Below are 21,678 nucleotides of genomic sequence, written 5' to 3'. Positions count from 1 at the left end.
GGTGTCTGTTATCGGGGTTCGGCATTTGCCCCGAAATCATCCCCACTGAGAAGTCCGAAAACGGGGCATTTTAAAACCTGAACAGAGCTAACCTTCAGACGCAGACCCCACGTGGAACAGATCCAATACAGTGCGTCGCTGGTTGGCAGCTTTTTCGATTGCGGCCATCTTAACCGGGCCATAGCCACGAATGATCTCCGGCAACCGTGCCAGTTCGATTGCATGCGCGAGGGTCTCTGGCTTCAGATTATCAACCATATCGATCATGTCGCGTTCGTATTGGTCAATAAGCGCCCGCTCCAGCTTGCGCTCCTGTGTGTAGGAAAACGGGTCGAGCCGCGAGCCGCGGACAGCCTTCAGTTTTCCCAGAATTCCCATCGCGGTGAAGATCCAGGGACCGAACTTGATCTTTCTCGGCCGGCCGGTTTCCGGGTCAACACGGGTCATCAACGGCGGTGCGAGCCAAAGCGACATCTTCCCATAGCCCTCGATCGCATTGTCGAGTTGCACCTTCCAGGCTGTATCCGCATAAAGCCGGGCAACCTCGTATTCGTCTTTGTAGGACATCAATTTGGAAAAATTGGTTGCAACCGCCCTGGTCAAGTCTTCAGATCCCTCAACGGCTGCCGCCTCCGCACTCTGGATGCGACGCACCAGCTGTTCATAGCGCGCGGCCCATTTGGCGTTTTGATATTTTGTGAGATGGGATTTCCGATGTGCAATCAGCGCCTCGGTGTCATCCAGGGCCTGGGGTGGCAGGGACAGGGGCGGATTGTCGACCGCGAACTTTGCCGGATCGACAGCAACCAAGCGTCCCAGATCGAGCGCATCCATGTTGAACTCGATGGCTGCACCGTTGAGTTCGATGGATTTTCTGATGGCCGAAAGCGGCAGCGGCAGCCACCCCATCTGATGGGCATAACCAACCATCAGCATATTGGCGCCGATCCGGTCGCCAAGCACCTGCTCCGCGATCCTGTCGGCCTGGATGGCACGGAGTTCCAACACCGCGCTATCCACCTTGGCAATCAACGCATCATTATCAACCCGGTAGTCACGGTCGCTCTGAAATGCTGCGGTTGGCGCGGGTATGGATGAAAGCAGCGCCCGCGTTCGGCCAGCGTCATAGGTTTTGAGGCCATCGAGGCTGGCAGCGGTTATCAGATCGCAGCCAAGCACCAGATCGGCACTGGCCGGACCGACCTGGGAACTGCCCAGCGCATCAGGGGAAGCCGTCAAGCGCAGATGACTGAATACCGCGCCGCCTTTCTGTGCAAGGCCGGTCATATTGTAACTGCTGGAGCCCAGACCAACAAGGTTGGCCGCCATGGCGAGTACGCTGCCTATGGTGACAACGCCGGTTCCTCCAACGCCGGTGATCAGCACATTGACCGATTTGGCGGCTGTTTCGATCTCCGGCAGATCCTTGACCAACTTCCGATCGAAGCCTCCCGCGTCTCTACGGGGCTTGCCTCCTTCGACAGTGACAAAGGAGGGGCAAAACCCCTGAACGCAGGAGTAGTCCTTGTTGCAGGAAGACTGATCGATCTTCCGCTTTCTGCCGAACGGGGTATCGGTCGGCAGAACGCTGACGCAGTTGGACTGAACCGAACAATCTCCGCATCCCTCGCAGACATTCTCATTTATGAAAATGCGGGTGGTCGGATCAGGCATCAGCTTGCGCTTGCGCCGGCGCCTTTTCTCGGCCGCACAGACCTGCTCATAAACGATGACGGTTGTGCCTTCGATGTCCGCCAACAATCTCTGGATACGGGGAAGCTCCTTGCGGTCGACAACATCCACGCCCTTGATCTGCACCGAGGTACGGTCAATGTCATCACTGACGACAACAACACGCTTTACATTCTCCGCCAGAACCTGACGCACGATATCCTCGGTGACCAACTCACCTTCAACAGGCTGGCCTCCGGTCATGGCAACCGCGTCGTTGGCCAGGATCTTGTAGGTAATATTCACTCCGGCCAACACAGCGGCACGGATCGCCAGAAGTCCCGAATGCGAATAGGTGCCATCGCCGAGATTCTGGAATACGTGCCCGGTTTTCGTGAAGTTCGAAAGGCCGATCCAGTTGGCCCCCTCGGCACCCATCTGCACCGGTTTCAGGGTGTCGCGATCCATCCACATCGCCATTGAATGACAGCCGATGCCGGACAATGCGACCGAACCGTCGGGAACCTTGGTCGAAGTGTTGTGCGGACAACCGGAACAAAAATAGGGAATGCGTTTTGGCTGGGTCGGGTCAGGTTGAACAAGCCGGCCTTCTGTGAGCGAGCCAGCCAACACGGTCAGCGCCTCATCTGCAAGACCTAATGCTTCCATGCGGCTTGCCAAAACCCTGGCAATGGTCCTGGGATCAAGCTGGACGTCTGATGGCAGAAGCCGCAATCCATCCGTGTCCGATTTGCCGGTGATCTTTGGTCGCATCGCTTCATTGAAGAGAATTCTGGCAGCTTGTTCCTCAACAAAAGCCCGCTTTTCCTCGACAAAGAGGAGCTCGTCGCAGCCGCTCGCGAACTCGGCAAATCCGGTCGGCTCCACCGGCCAGATCATCCCCACCTTGTAAATCGACACTCCGAGCGCCTTGATGCGCGCTTCGTCAATTCCGAGCAATTCTAGCGCGTCCAGCAAGTCCGAATAGGCTTTGCCCGTAGCCACGACACCCAGTTTGGCGCCGGCCTTGCCGTGGGTGCGCAGGTCAAGTCGATTGGCGCGGGCGAATTCGTGTATGAGCGGCAACCGGTGGCGAATGACAATTGTCTCGTCGCGCTGGGGATTGTACTCGAGCCGGGGACGTATATCGATGTCAGGATTGCTTCGATTGGGGCTGACAAAGCCGATGGCCTTGTCGTCAACATCGACAGTTGTCGTTGTATCCACCGTCTCATTGACAGTCTTGAGGCCAACCCACAATCCTGTATAGCGCGAAAGTGCGTAACCATGGAGCCCGTAGGTCAGGATTTCCTCGACATTGGAGGGATAGAGCACCGGAATCAGATGGGCGGCCAGCGCCTGTTCGCTCTGATGCGCAACAGTTGACGATTTGCCGGGGTGGTCATCACCGAAAACAACCAGCACTCCCCCCTGCTGCGTGGTTCCAGCATAATTGCCATGCTTGAACGGATCCCCGGAACGATCTATGCCGGGCCCCTTGCCGTACCACATCGCAAACACGCCATCGACGGTTCGTCCGGGTATGGAATCGATCTGTTGCGTTCCCCAAACCGAAGTCGCGGCAAGGTCTTCATTCATTCCCGGCTGAAAGACAATCGAATGTGACTTGAGAAAATCCTTTGATTTCCAAAGTTCCATGTCGAAGCCGCCAAGCGGAGATCCACGATAGCCCGAAACGAAACCCGCGGTATTCAACCCGGCTTTCCGGTCCAGTTCGCGTTGGGTCAGAAGCAGGCGTACCAGAGCCTGGTTTCCGTTGAGAAATATCGTTCCCTCAGTTTGCGTGTAGCGATCGGACAGCGAGACGTCGCGCAGAGCAATATTCATGATCAATCCCGTTGACGTTGAGTTGCATGGCTCGGTTCATTGACCACGCCTGAAGCAAGCAGTTCATCGATTTGCCCCTCTGACCACCCGGCACCGATCAGGACGGAGCGGGTATCCACTCCAATACTAGCCGGCATCCGGCGCATCTTGGGCGTCGACCCGTCATATCTTACCGGATGGGTCAGCAGCGTTGCTTCCGCTCCATTGACAGTGACCTCCTCGAAACACTCGTTGTGGTCGGCCTGCGGATCATGCCGGATGGCGTCATAGTCCTGTACCTTCTCGTACCAGAGCCCGTGTACCGATAACGCCTGATCGAGCCGTTCATAACTCCATCCAGACAGTTCTTTGCCGAGAACCTCCATGAAACGATCACGATTGGCCATCCTGTCCTCGGCCAGCGAAACAAGTTCCGGCTCACCGATGGCTTCGGCGAATTTCTCGATATCACCGCCCAGACTGATGACGGCGTGACAATCAGCGAGCTTGAAAACACCGTAGGGAGCAGGAAGAAACCAGGAAGCCAGTCTCGGATCCCGCTGCATCCTATCTGCTGAACGATTGCCCGAATAGTAGGCGGCCATTGATTCGGCCTGCAAATCCAGACCGGCACTGAAAAGGTTGGATTCGATACGGGTACCCTCGCCTGTCTCCAGTTTCCTGATATAGGCAGCATTGACCGCCATCGCGAGAAGTGCGGCGCCGTGCTGATCGACGATCGGGACCCCGGGTACGGTCGGTCCCGATTCAAGATTTCCGGTAGCAGCAATCAGTCCACAGCGTGCCTGGACGAGCAGATCCTGCCCCGGCGCCTTGGCCATCGGACCGGAAGAACCCCATCCCGATGCCGAGGCATAGATAATGTCCGGCTTGATTTTCTTGACCGCTTCATAGCCGAATCCAAGCCTTTCCAGCACACCGATCCGGTAGTTTTCGATGATCACGTCTGACTGAAGAATCAGCGATTCGATAACCTTGCGGCCCTGCTCGCTCTTCAGGTCGACAGATATCGAGCGCTTGTTGCGGTTGACTGACATGAAGGTGGCGCTCAGACCGCCGACAAAAACCGAATCTGCTCCATACCCGCGTTCAAAGGCACCGCCAATCGGCTCGACCTTGATGACATCGGCGCCCATATCGGCAAGATATTGCGAAGCTGCCGGACCCTGTACGAAATGCGTGAATCCGAGGACTTTCATATTACGAAGCATCGACACTTCTCCGCTCATAATGGCATCTGCCCGTTTTTAAGCAGGCTGCGAGCAATCACCACCCTGTGAATGTCGGAAGCTCCATCGAAAATCCGATAAACCCGGGCATCCCGGTAGAGTTGCTCAAGCGGCATCTCGCGGCAGTACCCCATTCCGCCAAAAATCTGGACGGATTTGTCTGCCACCCTGCCAAGCATCTCCGATGCATAATATTTGACCATGGAGACCTTCTCGCGCGGGTCCATGCCCTGATCGGTCTCCCAGGCAGCATTGAGCACCATCATGCGTGCGGCAAAGATTTCGGTTGCCATGTCGGCAAGCATCGCCTGCACCATCTGGAAATCTCCGATCTTCTTGCCAAATTGCGTGCGCTGCTGGGCATACTCAATCGAGTACTGCATCAGTTTGCGCGCCATACCGACAGAGCGGCCGCCGACCATGCCAAGCCGGACCTTGTTGATTGTCGAGAGCGCCTGATAGAGACCGGTCCCCTCCTCTCCGAGCATCTGTGATTTCGGAAGACGAATATTGTCAAATATCAACTCGAAATGATTGGTTGCACGCAATCCCATCATGTATTGCAGGCGTCCAAGCGTGAAACCCGGGGTATCCTTGTCGATCAGGAACGCGCTGATTCCCTTGGCGCCCTTGGACGGATCGGTCACGGCGGTAATGATGAAGGCATCAGCAACATCGGCGTCACTGATAAAATGCTTTGATCCGTTGATGATGTAGTCGTCACCATCGCGCTTGGCAGTCGTCTTGATCCCGGCCGCATCCGAACCAGCCTCGGGCTCGGTCATGCCCAGTGCAACATTGATGTCACCGGCCACAGCAGGAAGCAGGTATTTCTCGCGCTGTTCGCCGACACAATTTTCAAGTGATCCGGGAATCGCACCGAACGCACGGCGCACGAGGGCATCTTTGGTAAAGCCGAACTCTTCCTCACACATGCACATGTCAACGGCATTCAGACCACCGCCGCCCAGCTCTTCGGGAAATCCCATGGCGAAAAGCCCAACGGATTTGGCCTTGTTGCGAAGCTCACGCGCAAGGTCGGGGTCGACGAACTGCTTCTCTTCTACCTCGGCCTCATGGGGCTGCAGTTCATCCTTGATAAAGCGCCGAAGCGTATCAAGGATCATCTGGGTTTCTTGCGGAACAGAAAAATCAATCACTTACTTGTCTCCAGAAGGTCGTCTAATTTTGGAAATCTCGGCCAAATTGCCAGTTCATTCGCCGAAACCGAAAACGGTCGGGTCAAGCCTGTCGGAGAATTGCGCTTTGCGCTTTCCCAGAAATGCATCCACGCCTTCTTTGAAATCAGCGGTCTGTGACAGGCCTTCACTGAGATCGAGCGTGCGGCGTATAGCTTCGCTTTCAGGAAGATCCCAGGCGTAGGAAAGTGCCTTTTTGCAGGCGAATGCCGCCTGCGCCGGTCCTTGGGCCATCCTTGCGGCAAGTTCGATGGAGGTCTTGACGACCTCTCCGGCCTTGGCGATTCGATTGGCCAGCCCCCAATCGAGGGCTGTCTGCGCATCAATCATCTCCCCAAGCAGCATCATCTCCTTGGCCCGCCCGACGCCAATGCGCTGAGTCACGCGCACAGTTCCACCACTGCCGGGAAACCCGCCGAGCAGAATTTCAGGCAAACCGACACGCGAGGTTTCGGAAAGAACGATCAAGTCGCAGCCGGACGCCAGTTCCAGTCCGCCACCAAGCGCCAAACCTTCGATGGCGGCCACCGTCGGCTTGGGAAAGTTCGCCACGACGCCGTAGGTCTCGTTTTCGAAACCGAGTTTCTTCGAAACAATCGCACTTTCAGCGACCAGGCCGGGAAATTCGTTGATATCGGAGCCTGCACAGAAAGCTCGCTCACCACTGCCGCGAAGCACCAGCGCTCCGACATCCGGATTTGCCGCGAGCCGGGCCAGTTCGGCGTTCATCTGACGGGTCAGATCCAGCGTTACGACATTCATCGGCGGATTGGCCAATGTCAGCACCGCGACCCTGCCGTGAAATTCCACGAATACTTTTTGAGCGTCCATTTACAGCTCCTCCTTGGTCCCGAACTTGACTTATCCTGACTTGCACGTCAATAAGTTTCCTGTGTCGCAACCCGAGAATCCAAGCTCATGGGTTTGGGGTTTGCACGATCAGTCTTGAGGAGATGTCAGAAATGACCGCAATCGTTGTCGCCCGTGTCGAAGTCACTGACCCGGCCAAATATGAAGATTACAAACCGTTGGCCAAGAAGGCGATCGAAGCCTTTGGCGGACGATATCTCGTACGCGGCGCAGACCCCGTCACGATCGAGGGTGATGCGGCGCCGGTACGTTATGTCGTGGTGGAGTTCGACTCGATCGAGACGGTCAAGACCTTCTACGACTCACCGCTTTACCTTGAAGCCCGAAAAGCCCGCGACGGCGCTGCTATTGCACAGATCGTCGCGCTGCAAAGCGTTTGATTTTTTCAGAAAGGTCCACTTCCATGACACGAAAATCCTATGATTGCTCAGGCGTCATTCCGGCTTGCCTGCTTCCACTCCACAATGATCTGTCCATCGATGAGCAAAGCTTTCGCAAGCACCTTCGTGATGTCGCTGTTCCCGGGATTGCAGCTATCACTGTCAACGGCCATGCTTCCGAGGTGTCGTCCTGCACTTTCGACGAGCAGGAAATGCTGCTGAATGTGGCGCTGCAGGAAATCGGTGACCGCGTTCCGTTGATCAACGGAGTTTATGCAGACAGCGCACATGAAGCCGTGCGAATTGCGCGTATGGCTGACAAGAATGGCGCATCGGCTTTGCTGGTGTTCCCATCCAATGTCTTTATTCTGGGCGCCCGCCCGGAAATGGTGATCGATCACTACAAGAGGGTGGCCGATGCCACGGATCTGCCGCTGATCATCTTCCAGTTTCCTACCAACACGCCACTTTCCTATTCTCACGACCTGTTGTGCAAGTTGCTCGAGGAAGTCCCCTCAATCCGTGCCATGAAAGACGGCTGCGGAGATCCTGCGCGTCATGAGATGACGGTTCGCGAACTGCAATCGAACGACAGGCCATTCCATGTGTTGACAACCCACAGCGCCTGGCTGCTTCCGTCACTTGTAACCGGCTGCAACGGCATTCTTTCGGGAGCGGGAAGCACCATTGCCGACCTGCAGGTCGCGCTCTACGAAGCAGTCAAGGCAAATGACCTGGCAAGGGCAAAGGAAGTGGCGGCACGGATCTATCCAACCACACACGCGTTCTACGGCGCGCCTGCTGTTGATATGCACAACAGGATGAAGGAAGCTCAGGTCCTGCTCGGACGCCTGCCGAGTGCAGCAGTACGTCCGCCGCTGCAGAAACTTGATGCGGCCGAGATTGCCCGTATCGGTACCGCAATGCAGACGGCCGGCATCGGGAATGAAGGCGCGATGAACCTTGCATCGTGAATTTAACGCAATGATTGCACCATTGGTCAAAAGCTGAATATAAGGAACCGGTCCTATTTCGGTTCAACAAGAAAGCTAATCAATGCTTGCACACTCGTGGATCCATTATGCGTAATCGCATCAAACAGGTCGCGGAAGAGCTTCTGATAAAGCATGGCTATCGCGGCCTGAGCTTCCGCCAGGTTTCCGACCTCCTCAATACCACCCGTGCCAATTTGCATTATCACTTTGGCAGCAAGGATGGCCTGGTGGAGGAGGTTCTGGAGGATTACGCAAATGGAACACTTGACCGTTATCGTGACATCTGGACCGATTCACGAACATCGCTGCGGGACAAGGTGGAAACCATCGTCCGGATGAGCCGCAGCCGATACGAGACCTATAACCCGAACGGCGACAAGGGCGAGCCCTGGAGCCTTATGATCCGGCTCCGGTCTGACAGTGATGCGCTCACACCCAAGATGCGCTCCAAGCTGCTGGAAGTCAGCCGCGAGTTCGAAACACTTGTAAGGGTCGGCGTACGTTCGTCTATCAATTCAGGAGAATTGCGGCCCGGCACACCGGAAGATCAGGTGGTCATCATGCTTGTCAACATCATCCATTATGCCGGCTCGGTCACCCGGGATCATGGCACATTCAAGAGGCTGGCCGAGCTCTGGGAAGCTACTCTTGCAACAATCGAGAATGCTTACGGCCAAAAAAAGCAGTCCAAATCGACCTGAGATTGAGGCTTCTGCCCGCAGGCTCCCGTCCCACGCCGGTCCATCCACACTTCAACTGGACCTGGCTGCGGAGATGAGAGCTCTAAGATCTACACCGGCCGCCTTTCGGTCCCAGGCCGAACTCCCCGCACCCGCCTTGCGCAAAATCTCCTTGCGGATCTTTTGCGTCGGGGTACGCGGCATCTCTTCAATTTCTTCCAGATAGCGCGGCACCATATGGTGGGGCAGTTCCCTCGCCAGATGGATCATGATGTCATGCGGATCAAACCTGGCCCCCGGGCGGCACAGGATACAAAGCTTGATATCTTCGTCGGCAGCAAATTCGGACGGAACGCCGACCGCAGCACTCTCCTGAATTGCAGGATGCAGGTTTGCAGCGGCCTCGATATCATAGGAGGATATATTTTCCGCACGGCGTCTGATCCGATCGCCCAAACGGTCCACGAAATAGAGCCAGCCTTCTGCGTCCACGTACCCTGTATCTCCACTGTGAAACCAGAGGTTCCGCCAGGCTGCCATGGTCGCGGCATCATTCCGGTAATATCCGGGACTGACGATCCAAGGGAGCTTCGGCCGGATGACAAATTCGCCTGTTTCGCCCGTCGGCACCTCCAGATCGGTGTCCGGGTCGACCACGCGGAATTCATACCATTCTTCACGAATTACGCCGCACGCACCTACTTTCAGCGGCGCATCATAGGGATGCCAGCACGGAATGTTGATTTCCGTCATACCCCAGGTTTCAATGCCCTTTACGCCAAAACGGCGTTCGAAATCCGCCGCTATGTGTTTGGGAAAAGGGGCGGTTCCAAGCCTGGTAAGATGAGTGTCGGCATCATCAGGGCGCTCAGGTTGCGCGTGGATCATTTCGAGCAACGGCCCATGCCCGATGGTGAATGTCGACCTGGATTGACGAATGCGATCAAGCCAGCGTTCCGCGTTGAATTTGCGATCGAAACATATATTCGCGCCGGCAAGCAGCGAAGCATAAACCGCACAAAACCTTGGAGACATATGAAAGAGAGGATGCGCAAAATAGCAGGTGTCCTCGGGTCCTATGCGCAAGCCCTGCAAGGTTTGCAACGCGGTCAGATAGCATTGGGCCTGCGTGACCATTACACCCTTGGCCGGACCGCTTGTTCCCGATGTAAAAAGGATAGAGGCGATATCGCTGGGCTTTCCCTCGGGAAGTACAGCCAGCGCCGGATCTCCCGGCTCCAGCCGCTCACACGAGATTGCGCCAAAATCCGGAATGTCACACGCCTCCCCTATCCAGAAGATGCGACGCAGACTGGCGACGTTGTGGCAGATCCCGGCAAGCGCCGGCAACACCGAAGCGTCAACGACTACGATCTCCGGTTCAACCAGTTGCAGGGAGCGCGCCAGCATGACGCCAGTCAAAACCGGATTGATCGGGACATTGGCAGCGCCGGCGAGATTTGTCGCGAACCAGACCGCCAGATGGTCTATCGAATTCTCCGCCACGAGAACAAGTCTGTCATGTGGTTTCAGGCCGGAAGTGACGAGCGTTTGTGCATAGCCACGCGCCAGCTCATAAAGACCGGCAACACTGACGGGCGCGTCGTCCTCAAATTGAATGAGCGGCCTGTCTTTCGTCAGGCCGCTCCGCCATTTCAAGACATGATCGAGAGTCCACTGCGCAAACTCGAAACCCGGATCATAACTGTCATTGTTCATGGTCACAATCGGGAGGACACGGGGCCCTCCCGACCTTTGGTTAGTCGATGGTGATAAATGCACCATCGCGGATTTCGACCGTGATCAACGAGTCTTCGAACACGCCTTCATGTTGGTCCGGCGTATAGCAGAGCTTGCCGTCGAGGTAGGTGCCATCGAAATCACAGATCGTTTCAAGCTTGTCGCGGATTGCGGAACCGGTGACTTCGTCATCGCCGATCCGGCGGATTGCCTCGGCCAGCGCCATGAAGCCGGTGGATGACAGAAGTTCTCCGTAACCCTGTGGCACCTTACCGCCGCCCCGGATCACCTTGCCCAGTTCGTTCTGCTTGTCTGAAGGATCGTTCCAGTTACCCATGGAAACCACCTGAACGCCCTCGCCCGCAGTGCCCGCAGCATCAATGAACGGCTGCTGGTTGAGTGAGCCCGAACCGATAATCGGAGCTTCAATCCCGACCTGCTTGGCGGCGCGAACAAACGCGGCACCCAGAGAAGGCGCAGAAGTCTGAAGCAGGATTACATCCGGTTCGGAATTGCGGATGTTGGTCGCCTGGGCTGTCAGTTCGATGGCCGACAGAGGCGCGGAAACCGCAGCAACCACTTCGATGTCATGTTCTTCCGACAATTTCCTGGCATATTCCATGCCTGCTTCACCATATGCATCTTCCTGATACATGACAGCAAACCGCTTGTGGCCTGGACCAAATACGCCGCGCTCCATGATGCCGGACAGGATAACCTTGTCGGTCGGCGCAATACGGAAAACCCAGGGCCAGAAATCATGCGACTTGTCGGTCACGCTGATTGTACCGACCGGTGCAAGCACAGGAACTTCTGCATTCTTGGCTACCGGCATCAGAGCAAGCGTCCCGGTACCAATGGTCGAGCCGATGATCGCCACGACACCATCCTGACGGATCAAGCGCGTCGCGCATCGCGCGGATTCAGTCGGGTTTGTCTGGTCGTCACAGAAGATGATTTCCAGCTTCTTGCCGTCGATGCCACCATTTTCATTGAGGTTGTTGGCAAGGATCTCAACGATATCACGCTCGGGGACACCAAAAGGCGCCGCCGGTCCGGAGACCGAGAAAATACCACCGACCTTGATGGTTTCCTGTGCGGTGGTCGGGGTGATCCCCAGGGCTGCAATCGCAACACTCGCGAATGCCAGTTTCATCAGATTTTTCATAGTTCTCTCACTCCCTTTTTGCTTCATGATCGATGTCGTGTTGTTCACCCCGCCCCTCCCATGAAGGCGTCGGCTATTTCTTCCGGATTTTCGAGATCCTCCCTGCCGCCAGTTCGGATCGTCTGACCTTGCGAAAGGATCAGATAACGTTCGGAAATCCGACTGGCGAAAGGCACGTTCTGCTCTGCGAGCAAAAGCGCCAGGCCGCGCGATTTCAGCGTCGCGAAAGCCTGTTCGAGAATATCGAATACGGCCGGCGCCAGACCCTGACTTGGCTCGTCCAGAATGAGAACATCCGGCCGGCGACCCAAGGCCAGGGCAATGGCCAGCATCTGTTGCTCGCCACCGGACAGCACGCCCGCATTGGCGCTGGCGCGTTCCTTGAGGATCGGAAACATGTCGAGGATAAACTCGCGCTGTTCATCGCGCGCGCCCGGTTCCAGCAGGCGCATGCCGACATCTATGTTTTCGGACACCGACATCGTCGGGAAGATATTCCCGCGCTGTTCGGGCACGAAAGAAATCCCCATACCGGCCCGGGCGGCCGCACTCAACCGACCTATGTTGCGGCCGTTGACGTTGATCTCGCCGCCTCCGGACACGATGCCGGCAATAGCCCCGAGCATGGAGCTTTTCCCGGCTCCGTTCGGTCCAAGAATGGCGAGCATCTCTCCGGCGGCAACTTCGAAACTGACACCTTCAACCACGAAGATACGGTTGTAGCGCGCTGTTATGTTTCGACACGCAAACGCCACTGGTGTGTCCTGGTTTGCGGCCATACTTCCTGTCATTTTGCTGGCATTACTCATCAACCCGCACGCCCCAGATAAGTGTCAATAAAAGCTCGATCCTTGGCGATCACGTCCGGTGTTCCTTCAAGAAGCACGGCACCCTCCTTCAGCACGACCACGTGTTCGGCCAGTTCCCGGATCAAGTTGAAATTGTGCTCCACAAGAAGGACACCGACGCCTCGCTCAGCCAACCGGCGTACTTCACCGGCAAGCATGCGCTGTTCATCGCGGGCCAGGCCGGCGGCCGGTTCATCAAGCAGGATGTACTTGGGCTCGTTGGCCACGGCGCGTCCGACCTCGACCAACCGGACCCGTCCCATCGGCAACTCGTTCATCTGCAGATCGCGGAATTCACTCAACTGCAGATCTTCAAGGATCGCCTCGCACCGGTCGCGGAACCGCTGCTCTTCAGCGGCGGCGAACGGAGTACGCACCATGGCGCCGAAGATCGAGGATTTCTTGACCGGGTAAAAGCCGCACATGACTGCGTCGAAGACCGTTGTGTGTGGATCAAACCGCGGCGTCTGGAAGGATCGAGCAAGACCCAGGCCGATCCGCCGGTGAGCCGGTTCGCGATCGATCCGCTTGCCGTCCACGCTGACCGTTCCCGAAGCTGTGCTTACCATCCCGGTGATCGCATTGAACATCGTGCTCTTGCCCGAGCCATTCGGCCCGACGATCGAGACGATCTGTCCCTTCTCGACCGAAAGCGAGACATCCCTGACGGCGACAACACCGCCAAACCGGACCGTGACATTGTTAGCCTGAATGGTCATTTCACACCTCCCCGGTTGGCGCTGCAGCGACTTTTTTAGGTCTCTTGGCCGCCGAGTTCTTGGCGAAAAGGCGCCGCCAATCGGTTCCCAGCGCGCCATTGGGCGCAACCAGAAGAACAAAGATCAGAACCGCACCGAAGATCATCCCCTGGGTTTCCGCAGCCGGCAGATAGATGGTGATCAGGGTAAGGAATGCGGCACCGAGGACCGGCCCCAGAAGGGTCGAAGCGCCACCAATCACTGCCATCAGCACTACGCGAATCGACACATGCATGGTCAGCGAATCAGGCCCCATGTAGGTAAGGTGATGGGCGTAGAGCCAACCCGCCAAACCGGCCACGGTGGAGGAAAGCGCGAAATACACAGCAAGCGTTGCGGGCACATTGATGCCGTCGGCGGTGGCGCGCAATGGATCGTGCTTGGCTGTCCTGACCGCACGGCCAATGGCTGAGGCTGTCAGATTGGCATAAAGCACCATGACGATAACCACGACCAGCCATGCCAACAGATGCATGGAAAACAGGCTGTTTGCGAACCACAGGGTTGGAATGCCGGATATGCCGATATAGCCCCCCGTCAAATCGCCACCCTCGCGAATGGCGAGTTCGAGAACAATGCTCAGGAGAAGCGTCGCAATGGACAGCGGCAACGGCGAAAGACGGGTGATTGCGCGGGCCATTGGATAGGCCAGCAAGGTCGGCAGCAGCAGCGCGGCAACCAGACCGATCAGCGGTGATACACCATACCTTGCCGTCAGGATGGCCGTCGCATAGGCGCCCAATGAGCCGAACGCCGCAGGTGCGATGGACAAAATGCCGGCCTGTCCATAGGCCATTCCCACTGACAGCGATAGCAGCGCAAAGATTGCAACCAGCACGGAGTTATCGAGCCAGAACGGACTGGAAGAGATAATGGGTGTGATAATGGCCACAACCACAATCAGAAAAACAATCGGCATGAACCGTTTGAGATTTTCGTACTTCATCAGACACGTCCTCCCGTGGCGGCGATCTGGTTCATTCGACCCATCGAAAGAATGACGAAGATGAATATGAATGGCGTCGCCGTTGCCCAGCCGCCCGAGAGGTACCCGGCACTCAGTGCCTGAACCATCCCGATGACGAGACCGCCGGCAAAGCCGCGCAAGGCGCCATGCATGCCGAATATAATTGCCGCACCAAACCCCCATATCGTCAGATTGAAAGCGGTCGAGTAGTCAGCGCCGGTCGTATACAGAATGAGAACCCCCGCCACGCCGGCGAGCAATCCGCCCAGAACATAGGTTGAAAACCAGATCTGCTTGACCGGAATGCCGTTAAGCGCCGCGCCGACAGGATTGGCCGCACTTGCCCGCATGGCACGTCCAAACGGTGTCTTCTGCAGCACGATGAACAATATCGAAACCACTGCGACACAAACCGCGACATTGATACCGATCTGCGGGCTCACCCGGATACCACCCAGATTCCAGAATGTGGAAAACGGCTGGCGAATCATCGGGTTGGCCCCGAAGAAGGTGAGAATGAAAGATTCGATGAAAGTCGCCAGACCAAAGGTCCCCAGCACAGCGATGACATGGTCAACATGCCCTGGACGGTTGAGCCGCATCGAGATGAGTCCGACCAGTGAAGACGCGAGCACCGCCACACCGATGGCAGCCACAAGCCCCAACGGTCCGCCAATCATATACATGACCGCCGCCGCCAGCACCGCATAAGCCCCCATGGCCACATCAACCGACCCAGTGGTGGAAAACAGCAGACTTACAGGAAATGCAAGCAGACCGTAGGTAACGCCCAGGAGGGCACCACGCGTGAGATACTCAATGAATTCGAACAAGTTTTTCCTCCCTGTTACCCGTCTTCAATACGGCACTTGTCGATGAAGTCGGCATACTTGCATGTCAGTAAGTCGAAGCTGATGCGCCATGTCAAGTAGCTGTGGCAGATTCCGGTAAGACTGATCAGTTCATCCAGAGGCCGCCGGTTACGTTGACTGATTGACCAGTCATATAGTCGGCTTCGTCGGAAATCAGGAATGCCACCACGTTGGCTATGTCGCGTGGCTTACCCAGGCGCCCGAGCGGAATGAGATGTTCTCGCTCTTGTGCGGGCGGCACCCCCTTCAACGCACCGGCAGCGTCGGCCTGCTCGCGCATCTGGGTATCAGTAATGGTTCCGGGACACACTGCATTGACGCGAATGCCATGGGATGAAAGGTCAAGCGCCATCGACTGCGTCATTCCAATGATGGCGAATTTCGAAGCACAATAGGCCATCGACATCGGACGTCCGGATTTTCCAAACCAGGACGCGATGTTGATTATCAGTCCGCCACCCGCATCTCGCATAAGCGGGGCAACTTCGTAACAGCAGTTGTATGTGCCTCCGATATTGACCGCGATTGTGCGATCGAAATCCTTCGGCTCACTGTCGAGAATGGAAGCGACCTGGCCGATACCGGCATTGTTGACCAGAATATCGGGACCGGCGTTCCAGGCCGTTCTCGTGGCCGCCAGCGCAGAGGCCACGGCTTGGCGGTCCGATACATCGACTTCAGCAAAGTGAACCTTGCCTGCGGAGCCTGCAATTTCATTAGCGGCTAGCGCAACCTCATCACCATCGACGTCCCAAAGGCTGACAGTGCACCCTTCGGCAATCAATCTTTCCGCAATTGCGCGTCCTATTCCCCGCGCAGCGCCGGTGACAATGGCGTGTCTGCCTTCAAGTCGGTACATGTTCTATTTCCATTTTATTATGTTTTACAACAGGTTATGTCCGGCGAATATGGATACCACCATCAACATGGAACGCGCCACCTGTCGAGTAAGGAAGAAGTCCTGCAGCCAGGACGCCAACGGTCTTGCCGATATCTTCAGCCTCTCCCCAGCGAGGCAGGGCAAACCCTCCGGATTTCACCCAGTTGTCGTATTTGTCGAACACATCGGCGGTCATGTCCGTGCGGATAATGCCGGGGCGAACCTCATGCACAGCAATACCGTACTCGGCCAGGCGAAGGGCATAGAGCGTCGACATCATTGGAATGCCGGATTTCGAGATGCAGTAGTCGGCCTGCCCTTGCGTCGCGACCACAGCATTTCCGGTTGAAACGAAAATGATCGAACGTTTCGGATGCGTAGGGTCGCCGCAGGGTTCCCCGGCCATCCGCTTTGCCAGACGCTGGGTCAGAAAGAACGAGCCGCGCAAGTTGACGCCAATGAGCCGGTCAAGACTTTCGACGGGAATTTCGAGCATGTCACCGCGATAGGCCGTCTGCACGCCGGCATTGTTGACCAGGCAGCTGATCGGCCCGAACGCATCCCATGCTTCCGAAACCAGACGCTCGTGATCATCGACCTGCGCTATATCGCCTTTCACGAATGCGGCCTTCATTCCGCGCTCGCGAATTCCCGACAAGGTCTCTTCAGCACTCTCGTCTCGAGCGATGTCGTTGATAACGACATCAAACCCGTGGTCTGCCAGAGAGTATGCGATTGCGCGACCGATCCCTCGGCGACCGCCGGTCACAAATGCGACGCCCGGGGTTTGCTTGCTATTGTCGGACGCAGTCATCAGGCGGCACCTTCGGTCGGCACCCAGGCCATGATATGAATTGCCGTTGCGACAGTTTCGCCACGCTGGTTGGTTGCGACCACCTCAGACCGTGCACGGAGCTTTTCTCCCTGCAACTCCGAGACGGTGTAACGAATGGTCACGGTATCGCCAAAGAAGACAGGGCCGACGAATCGGACCCGATCATAGCCAAGGGAGACCGGTGTGTACCCGACATATTTGTCGACATGCGGCTGGTACATCAGCGTTGACGCCGTTGACATCAGGCCAACGCTCAGCACGCCGTGGGCAATCCGCTGGCCGAAGGCGGATTTGCTCATGAATTCCTCGTTGCAGTGGACTGATGACAGGTCGCCGGTGATGCCAGCAAACAAGTAAACATCACTTTCACCCACCGTCTTTGCGAATGTCACGCTGTCGCCAATGGCCACGTGAAAATCTACGTCTTCCATGTCTACCCTCCCTGTTGAGCGACTCATAGTCCTGACTTGCATGTAGGTCAACATCTGGTTTAACATTGGCGAGACGAATTTGCATGGCGCGACATTCGGGATGGAGGAGTAGCTCGGAAATGACATCATCGGTTGGGACACGTCCGGCCCCTTCGGCATTAAGGGCGGCGATTGATGAACTCACACAGGCTTTCGGCGATCGGATTTCGCTTTCACAAGCCGTGCGCGAACAGCACGCCAGCCAGTTGACCTGGATGGAACGGCAGGCGCCGGACGCCGTGGTGTTTGCCCGCACCACCGAAGAGGTGGTGACGATTACAAACATATGCCGGGCGCACAAAGTTCCTATTATCGCTTTCGGAGCGGGCAGCTCTTTTGAGGGGCACGTCAATGCGCCGTATGGCGGCATCTCGGTGGACCTTTCCCAGATGGATGCGATTGTGGCGGTTAATGCCGAGGATATGGATTGCACCATTCAACCCGGGGTGACACGTCTCACGCTGAACGAGCATCTCCGCGACACCGGACTTTTCTTTCCGATTGATCCCGGCGCGGATGCCTCGCTTGGCGGCATGGCCGCTACCCGCGCTTCGGGCACCAATGCCGTGCGTTACGGTACCATGAAAGACAATGTGCTCGCATTGACCGTTGTTACCGCTGACGGCAAAATTATACGAACAGGAAGCCGGGCACGAAAGTCTTCCGCCGGCTACGATCTGACACGACTTTTCGTGGGATCGGAAGGCACACTTGGAATCATAACTGAACTGGTGCTGCGCCTGTCACCGATTCCTGAAGCCATTTCGGGAGGGATTTGCAGTTTTCAAAGCGTCCGCGATGCCTGTGATGCGGTAATTGCAACAATCCAGTGCGCCATCCCGGTTGCACGAATCGAACTTCTCGATGATGTCACCGTCGGTGCGATCAATGCATACTCAAAACTCGATCTGGAAGAAAAGCCGCTTCTGCTTCTCGAGTTTCACGGCACACCGGCAGCTGTTGCCGAACAGTCGGAACGTTTCTCCGAGATCGCTGAATCCTTTGGAGGTGGGCCTTTTCACTGGTCGAGAAACCCTGAAGAGCGGACACGCCTGTGGAAGGCGCGTCATGATGCCTATTGGGCCTGCCGTGGATTAAGGCCGGAAGCCCAGCCCATTCCGACCGATGTCTGCGTGCCAATTTCCCGATTGGCCGATTGCGTGGAAGAGACCAAAAAGGAGATCGAGGCCCTGGGCCTGATCGCCCCTTTGGTCGGCCATGTCGGAGACGGGAATTTTCATGTGCAGCCTTTGGTTCGAATGGATGACCCGGCGGAGATTGCACTTGTGCGTGATTTTATCGGCCGGATGGTCAAACGCGCGATTGCCATGCAGGGCACCTGTACCGGCGAACACGGGGTTGGTCAGGAAAAGCGCCGCTACCTTGAGCTTGAACACGGCATTGAAGCGCTGGAACTGATGCGGTCAATCAAGTCTGCAATCGACCCCGACAACCTGATGAATCCTGGAAAAATGCTGGATCCCGAGACATGAATATCATCACGCCCAAACCCTCCCGCGCTGGCTCGGTCGATTTCGTTGATGGCCATACCCGCCTCTACGGAATCCTGGGGCATCCTATCGAACAGGTCCGAACACCTGAAACAGTGACTTATGAACTCCGACGCAGGGGCATCAATGCCATTGTGTTGCCAATCCATGTCCGCCCCGAGGAACTCGATGACTGCATCCCCGGCCTCATGAAGATTGCCAACCTCGATGGTCTTGTGGTCACGATACCACACAAGAAAACAATAACCGGCCATCTCGATCGGATTGGACCGCTGGCGGAAATCAGCGGAAGCGCATCCGTTATTGCGCGGTCGAAGGACGACAAATGGGTTGGCGAGATGTTTGATGGAAACGGTTGCGTCAGTGCCATGCTCCGCCGTGGCGTTGAACTGGCAGGCAAACATGTGTTCCTGCTTGGCGCCGGAGGTGCCGGAGTGGCCATCGCCAGCACGCTTGCGCGGACCGGTGTCGCGCAAATTTCGCTACAGGACCCCGATGCCGCACGCAGCGCGGATCTGCACGACCGGATTGGCAAATGGTTTCCCAACGTGGTGATATCGAGGAACGCACCTTCGCTTGATGAGATAGATGTCTTGATCAATGCTTCATCGGTGGGCATGCTCGACGCATCGCGGATACCGATTGATATCAAGGAGATCCCGGAACGCGTTGTGGTGATGGATGCCATCATGGATCCGGACCGGACACGGCTGATCGCGCTGGCTGAAGAGTGTGGCTGCGCGACCGTCTACGGCAGGGAAATGCTTGATTCGCAAATCGAGGTCGTATCCGACTTCCTGCTCGACTCCCGCGACCTGTTGGCAGCCGACATCAAATTCCCATAAACCAGGCATCCGGAGAACTGGCGTCCGCCAGTTCACTGTTCTTGCATGTCATTGGCGCAAAATCTCTGCAAAGTCCTGCGCCTCATGCATCAATCATCATCAATTCTGACAATTAGTTTGCCGCGGTTTTTCCCCCGCAGGAGCCCCAGAAAGGCATGCGGCGCCTGTTCCAGTCCTTCAACGACATCTTCAAGGCGCCGGATCTCGCCCGACGCAACAAGCGGCGCAATTGTCTGGTCAAACTCTTCACGTATGTCGGCGAAATCTGTCACGATAAAGCCTCTGACCAGAAGCCGTTTGACCAGAATGTCTCGCATGAAGCGGTTGAGCGACGTTTCATTCTCACCGCTTGCCAATCCGCTGTACTGCGAAATCACGCCACAGACCGGGATACGAGCAAAATCATTGAGCAAGGGAATGACGGCTTCAAGCACTTCTCCGCCGATATTCTCGAAATAGACATCAATGCCATCGGGGCACGCCTTGGCCAGTTGCGCAGCGAAATCAGGCGCGCGATGATCGATGGCAGCGGAAAATCCGAATTCGCTCGTGGCAATCCCGCATTTTTCCGCACCACCCGCGATCGCCACCGCCCGCGCGCCGGTGCGACGGGCCAGTTGTCCGACCATGGAGCCCACCGGTCCGGTCGCAGCCCCCACCACAACGGTTTCTCCCGGGCGCGGATTGCCAATTTTCATGAGGCCTGCATAAGCGGTAAAGCCCGGACTCCCCAATACGCCGAGGTAGGCCTCCGGGGCGATCTGGTCGACATCGAGTTTTCGGACCGCCTTCCGGTTGACGACGGCATAATCCTGCCAACCGCCCTGAGCGGCAACGATGTCACCAACCTTGAATTCAGGTGTTTGCGATTGCAGAACTTCGGAAATCGTGGCGCCGACCATAACCTCGCCCAGGCCAACGGCAGGCGCGTAGGATTTCGCATCGTCCATTCGCCACCGCATATAAGGATCTAGCGACAAGAGGCGATTTCTCACCAGAACATCATTCTCCGCCACCCTCGCAGGCACATTTCCTGTTACCAGCTTGAAATCCGAGATGGTTGGTTCACCGACTGGCCGTCGGTTCAATTGCCATTGTCTGTTCATGGAGGTTCCTTTTCAACCACGAAATATAATTAACTTGCAGGTAAGTCAATATTTGAAACGTCAGCAGGTGATGTGATTGTCGACACAGAAGGCAATTGGACCAAACTTCAATGCTTGTGCCACGCGAACTGCCAAAGGGCATGGACCGCTTCCACGGTGTTGTGAAAAACACGTCTGAAGCGAAGAAATTCTTCTCGTCCGCAACACAAATGGAACGGGCCAAAGATGCCCGGCTTGGCCATTGGAATTCAATTGCAAGCGGCAACTTTGACCAGGGCTATGTCAAAAATGTGCGCACAACTGGCGCTGTGCACGCGCGAATTGGGCTCGAACCGAGATGGGAAATTGGCGGTTACGGTCTGCTTGCCGAGCATCTGGTACACTGTGTCATTCAGCAATATTGGCCTGCTGGACTGCTCTCGAAAAGGAAGGGAACCGCCGAGGATGATTGCGCCCCCGGCGGGATCTTATTCACGATGAAACCCCCTTGGTCGATGCCTCAATCAATCTTGGGTCAGCATCGCCCGTCCGCCTATTGTCTGAGTTCCAGCGGCAGCAGTTCGTCGGGCATGTTCTGGAATGCAACCGGCCTGACGAACCTTCTGATAGCCAGCGTACCGACCGAGGTGGCGCCAAAATTGGTGGACGCCGGATATGGGCCGCCATGCACCATGGCGTCACAGACCTCCACTCCGGTGGGGAATCCGTTGGCAAGCAGACGCCCGGCCTTGCGCTCCAGCACCGGCATCAACTGCCTGGCGAGATCGAGATCCGCGTCGTCCATGTGCAACGTACAGGTGAGCCGC

General features: G+C 56.5%; 19 protein-coding genes and 1 pseudogene. 5 read left to right on the top strand and 15 right to left on the bottom strand.

The features are described from left to right. Positions 1-87 precede the first annotated feature (87 nt). Genes ABJN75_RS12070 through ABJN75_RS12055 form a run of 4 tightly spaced genes read right to left on the bottom strand, consistent with a single transcriptional unit; the run spans position 88 to position 6,778 of the window. Positions 88-3,519 carry an indolepyruvate ferredoxin oxidoreductase family protein gene (locus ABJN75_RS12070; protein ID WP_348439844.1) on the bottom strand — a complete coding sequence of 1,144 codons (3,432 nt, stop codon included), beginning with the start codon at positions 3,517-3,519 and terminating at the stop codon, positions 88-90. 2 nt (positions 3,520-3,521) lie between these two features. Further along, complete coding sequence (locus tag ABJN75_RS12065; protein ID WP_348439843.1) at positions 3,522-4,730, bottom strand: CoA transferase; 1,209 nt, start codon at positions 4,728-4,730, stop codon at positions 3,522-3,524. Positions 4,731-4,744: 14 nt separating this feature from the next. Next, the gene (locus tag ABJN75_RS12060; protein ID WP_348439842.1) at positions 4,745-5,908 is read right to left on the bottom strand and encodes an acyl-CoA dehydrogenase family protein; all 1,164 of its coding nucleotides are present in this window, start codon (positions 5,906-5,908) and stop codon (positions 4,745-4,747) included. A 54-nt stretch (positions 5,909-5,962) separates the two neighbouring features. Next, on the bottom strand, positions 5,963-6,778 hold the full coding sequence (locus tag ABJN75_RS12055; protein WP_348439841.1) for an enoyl-CoA hydratase-related protein: 816 nt from the start codon (positions 6,776-6,778) through the stop codon (positions 5,963-5,965). Between the two features lie 131 nt (positions 6,779-6,909). On the opposite strand from ABJN75_RS12055, the gene ABJN75_RS12050 reads away from it, so the two are divergent. The 3 genes from ABJN75_RS12050 (at position 6,910) to ABJN75_RS12040 (ending at position 8,893) form a co-directional block, all read left to right on the top strand. After that, entirely contained in the window at positions 6,910-7,197 is a 288-nt protein-coding gene (locus ABJN75_RS12050) for a DUF1330 domain-containing protein (protein ID WP_348439840.1), read from the top strand. 23 nt (positions 7,198-7,220) lie between these two features. Beyond that, positions 7,221-8,171 (top strand): dihydrodipicolinate synthase family protein, encoded by a 951-nt coding sequence (locus ABJN75_RS12045; protein ID WP_348439839.1) that lies wholly within the window; start codon positions 7,221-7,223, stop codon positions 8,169-8,171. 107 nt (positions 8,172-8,278) lie between these two features. Next, the gene (locus ABJN75_RS12040; protein ID WP_348439838.1) at positions 8,279-8,893 is read left to right on the top strand and encodes a TetR/AcrR family transcriptional regulator; all 615 of its coding nucleotides are present in this window, start codon (positions 8,279-8,281) and stop codon (positions 8,891-8,893) included. 51 nt (positions 8,894-8,944) lie between these two features. Here ABJN75_RS12040 and ABJN75_RS12035 read toward each other — a convergent pair whose 3' ends face one another. From ABJN75_RS12035 to ABJN75_RS11995, 9 genes are all read right to left on the bottom strand, one after another. Next, positions 8,945-10,591, bottom strand: coding sequence for an AMP-binding protein (locus ABJN75_RS12035; RefSeq protein ID WP_348439837.1), 1,647 nt, complete (start codon positions 10,589-10,591; stop codon positions 8,945-8,947). Positions 10,592-10,631: 40 nt separating this feature from the next. Beyond that, a complete protein-coding gene (locus ABJN75_RS12030; protein WP_348439836.1) occupies positions 10,632-11,768 on the bottom strand; it encodes an ABC transporter substrate-binding protein in 1,137 nt (378 codons plus the stop codon). 56 nt (positions 11,769-11,824) lie between these two features. Further along, a complete protein-coding gene (locus ABJN75_RS12025; RefSeq protein ID WP_348439835.1) occupies positions 11,825-12,535 on the bottom strand; it encodes an ABC transporter ATP-binding protein in 711 nt (236 codons plus the stop codon). Positions 12,536-12,588: 53 nt separating this feature from the next. Further along, positions 12,589-13,347 (bottom strand): ATP-binding cassette domain-containing protein, encoded by a 759-nt coding sequence (locus ABJN75_RS12020; RefSeq protein WP_348439834.1) that lies wholly within the window; start codon positions 13,345-13,347, stop codon positions 12,589-12,591. Position 13,348: 1 nt separating this feature from the next. Beyond that, complete coding sequence (locus ABJN75_RS12015) at positions 13,349-14,332, bottom strand: branched-chain amino acid ABC transporter permease (RefSeq protein ID WP_348439833.1); 984 nt, start codon at positions 14,330-14,332, stop codon at positions 13,349-13,351. Next, on the bottom strand, positions 14,332-15,186 hold the full coding sequence (locus ABJN75_RS12010; protein WP_348439832.1) for a branched-chain amino acid ABC transporter permease: 855 nt from the start codon (positions 15,184-15,186) through the stop codon (positions 14,332-14,334). The genes ABJN75_RS12015 and ABJN75_RS12010 overlap by 1 nt, the downstream gene beginning before the upstream one ends. 124 nt (positions 15,187-15,310) lie before the next feature. Next, positions 15,311-16,084, bottom strand: coding sequence for an SDR family NAD(P)-dependent oxidoreductase (locus tag ABJN75_RS12005; RefSeq protein WP_348439831.1), 774 nt, complete (start codon positions 16,082-16,084; stop codon positions 15,311-15,313). 34 nt (positions 16,085-16,118) lie between these two features. Beyond that, positions 16,119-16,919, bottom strand: a complete 801-nt coding sequence (locus tag ABJN75_RS12000) for a 3-ketoacyl-ACP reductase (RefSeq protein ID WP_348439830.1) — start codon at positions 16,917-16,919, stop codon at positions 16,119-16,121. Next, positions 16,919-17,371, bottom strand: a complete 453-nt coding sequence (locus ABJN75_RS11995; protein WP_348439829.1) for a MaoC/PaaZ C-terminal domain-containing protein — start codon at positions 17,369-17,371, stop codon at positions 16,919-16,921. Before ABJN75_RS11995 ends, ABJN75_RS12000 begins: the two co-directional genes overlap by 1 nt. A gap of 119 nt (positions 17,372-17,490) precedes the next feature. On the opposite strand from ABJN75_RS11995, the gene ABJN75_RS11990 reads away from it, so the two are divergent. Then, positions 17,491-18,903 carry an FAD-linked oxidase C-terminal domain-containing protein gene (locus tag ABJN75_RS11990; protein WP_348439828.1) on the top strand — a complete coding sequence of 471 codons (1,413 nt, stop codon included), beginning with the start codon at positions 17,491-17,493 and terminating at the stop codon, positions 18,901-18,903. Then, complete coding sequence (locus ABJN75_RS11985; protein ID WP_348439827.1) at positions 18,900-19,766, top strand: ThiF family adenylyltransferase; 867 nt, start codon at positions 18,900-18,902, stop codon at positions 19,764-19,766. The genes ABJN75_RS11990 and ABJN75_RS11985 overlap by 4 nt, the downstream gene beginning before the upstream one ends. Positions 19,767-19,855: 89 nt before the next feature. On the opposite strand, the gene ABJN75_RS11980 is transcribed toward ABJN75_RS11985, so the two are convergent. Both ABJN75_RS11980 and ABJN75_RS11975 read right to left on the bottom strand, forming a co-directional pair. Next, positions 19,856-20,872 (bottom strand): NADP-dependent oxidoreductase, encoded by a 1,017-nt coding sequence (locus tag ABJN75_RS11980; RefSeq protein WP_348439826.1) that lies wholly within the window; start codon positions 20,870-20,872, stop codon positions 19,856-19,858. A 532-nt stretch (positions 20,873-21,404) separates the two neighbouring features. Continuing rightward, positions 21,405-21,678: pseudogene (locus ABJN75_RS11975) on the bottom strand (aldehyde dehydrogenase (NADP(+))); the annotation flags it as partial.

Source organism: Hoeflea sp. (assembly GCF_039975035.1).
Classification (GTDB): Bacteria; Pseudomonadota; Alphaproteobacteria; order Rhizobiales; family Rhizobiaceae; genus Hoeflea.
This window is presented reverse-complemented; position numbering and strand designations above follow the sequence as displayed.

Bases quoted from the DNA above. Each gene is read 5' to 3' on its own strand.
- ABJN75_RS11990 (WP_348439828.1), top strand. From the start codon at position 17,491: ATGACATCATCGGTTGGGACACGTCCGGCCCCTTCGGCATTAAGGGCG.
- ABJN75_RS12040 (WP_348439838.1), top strand. From the start codon at position 8,279: ATGCGTAATCGCATCAAACAGGTCGCGGAAGAGCTTCTGATAAAGCAT.
- ABJN75_RS12035 (WP_348439837.1), bottom strand. From the start codon at position 10,591: ATGAACAATGACAGTTATGATCCGGGTTTCGAGTTTGCGCAGTGGACT.
- ABJN75_RS12055 (WP_348439841.1), bottom strand. From the start codon at position 6,778: ATGGACGCTCAAAAAGTATTCGTGGAATTTCACGGCAGGGTCGCGGTG.
- ABJN75_RS12000 (WP_348439830.1), bottom strand. From the start codon at position 16,919: ATGACTGCGTCCGACAATAGCAAGCAAACCCCGGGCGTCGCATTTGTG.
- ABJN75_RS12070 (WP_348439844.1), bottom strand. From the start codon at position 3,519: ATGAATATTGCTCTGCGCGACGTCTCGCTGTCCGATCGCTACACGCAA.
- ABJN75_RS11985 (WP_348439827.1), top strand. From the start codon at position 18,900: ATGAATATCATCACGCCCAAACCCTCCCGCGCTGGCTCGGTCGATTTC.
- ABJN75_RS12015 (WP_348439833.1), bottom strand. From the start codon at position 14,332: ATGAAGTACGAAAATCTCAAACGGTTCATGCCGATTGTTTTTCTGATT.
- ABJN75_RS12050 (WP_348439840.1), top strand. From the start codon at position 6,910: ATGACCGCAATCGTTGTCGCCCGTGTCGAAGTCACTGACCCGGCCAAA.
- ABJN75_RS12020 (WP_348439834.1), bottom strand. From the start codon at position 13,347: ATGACCATTCAGGCTAACAATGTCACGGTCCGGTTTGGCGGTGTTGTC.
- ABJN75_RS11980 (WP_348439826.1), bottom strand. From the start codon at position 20,872: ATGAACAGACAATGGCAATTGAACCGACGGCCAGTCGGTGAACCAACC.
- ABJN75_RS12005 (WP_348439831.1), bottom strand. From the start codon at position 16,084: ATGTACCGACTTGAAGGCAGACACGCCATTGTCACCGGCGCTGCGCGG.
- ABJN75_RS12045 (WP_348439839.1), top strand. From the start codon at position 7,221: ATGACACGAAAATCCTATGATTGCTCAGGCGTCATTCCGGCTTGCCTG.
- ABJN75_RS12065 (WP_348439843.1), bottom strand. From the start codon at position 4,730: ATGCTTCGTAATATGAAAGTCCTCGGATTCACGCATTTCGTACAGGGT.
- ABJN75_RS11995 (WP_348439829.1), bottom strand. From the start codon at position 17,371: ATGGAAGACGTAGATTTTCACGTGGCCATTGGCGACAGCGTGACATTC.
- ABJN75_RS12030 (WP_348439836.1), bottom strand. From the start codon at position 11,768: ATGAAACTGGCATTCGCGAGTGTTGCGATTGCAGCCCTGGGGATCACC.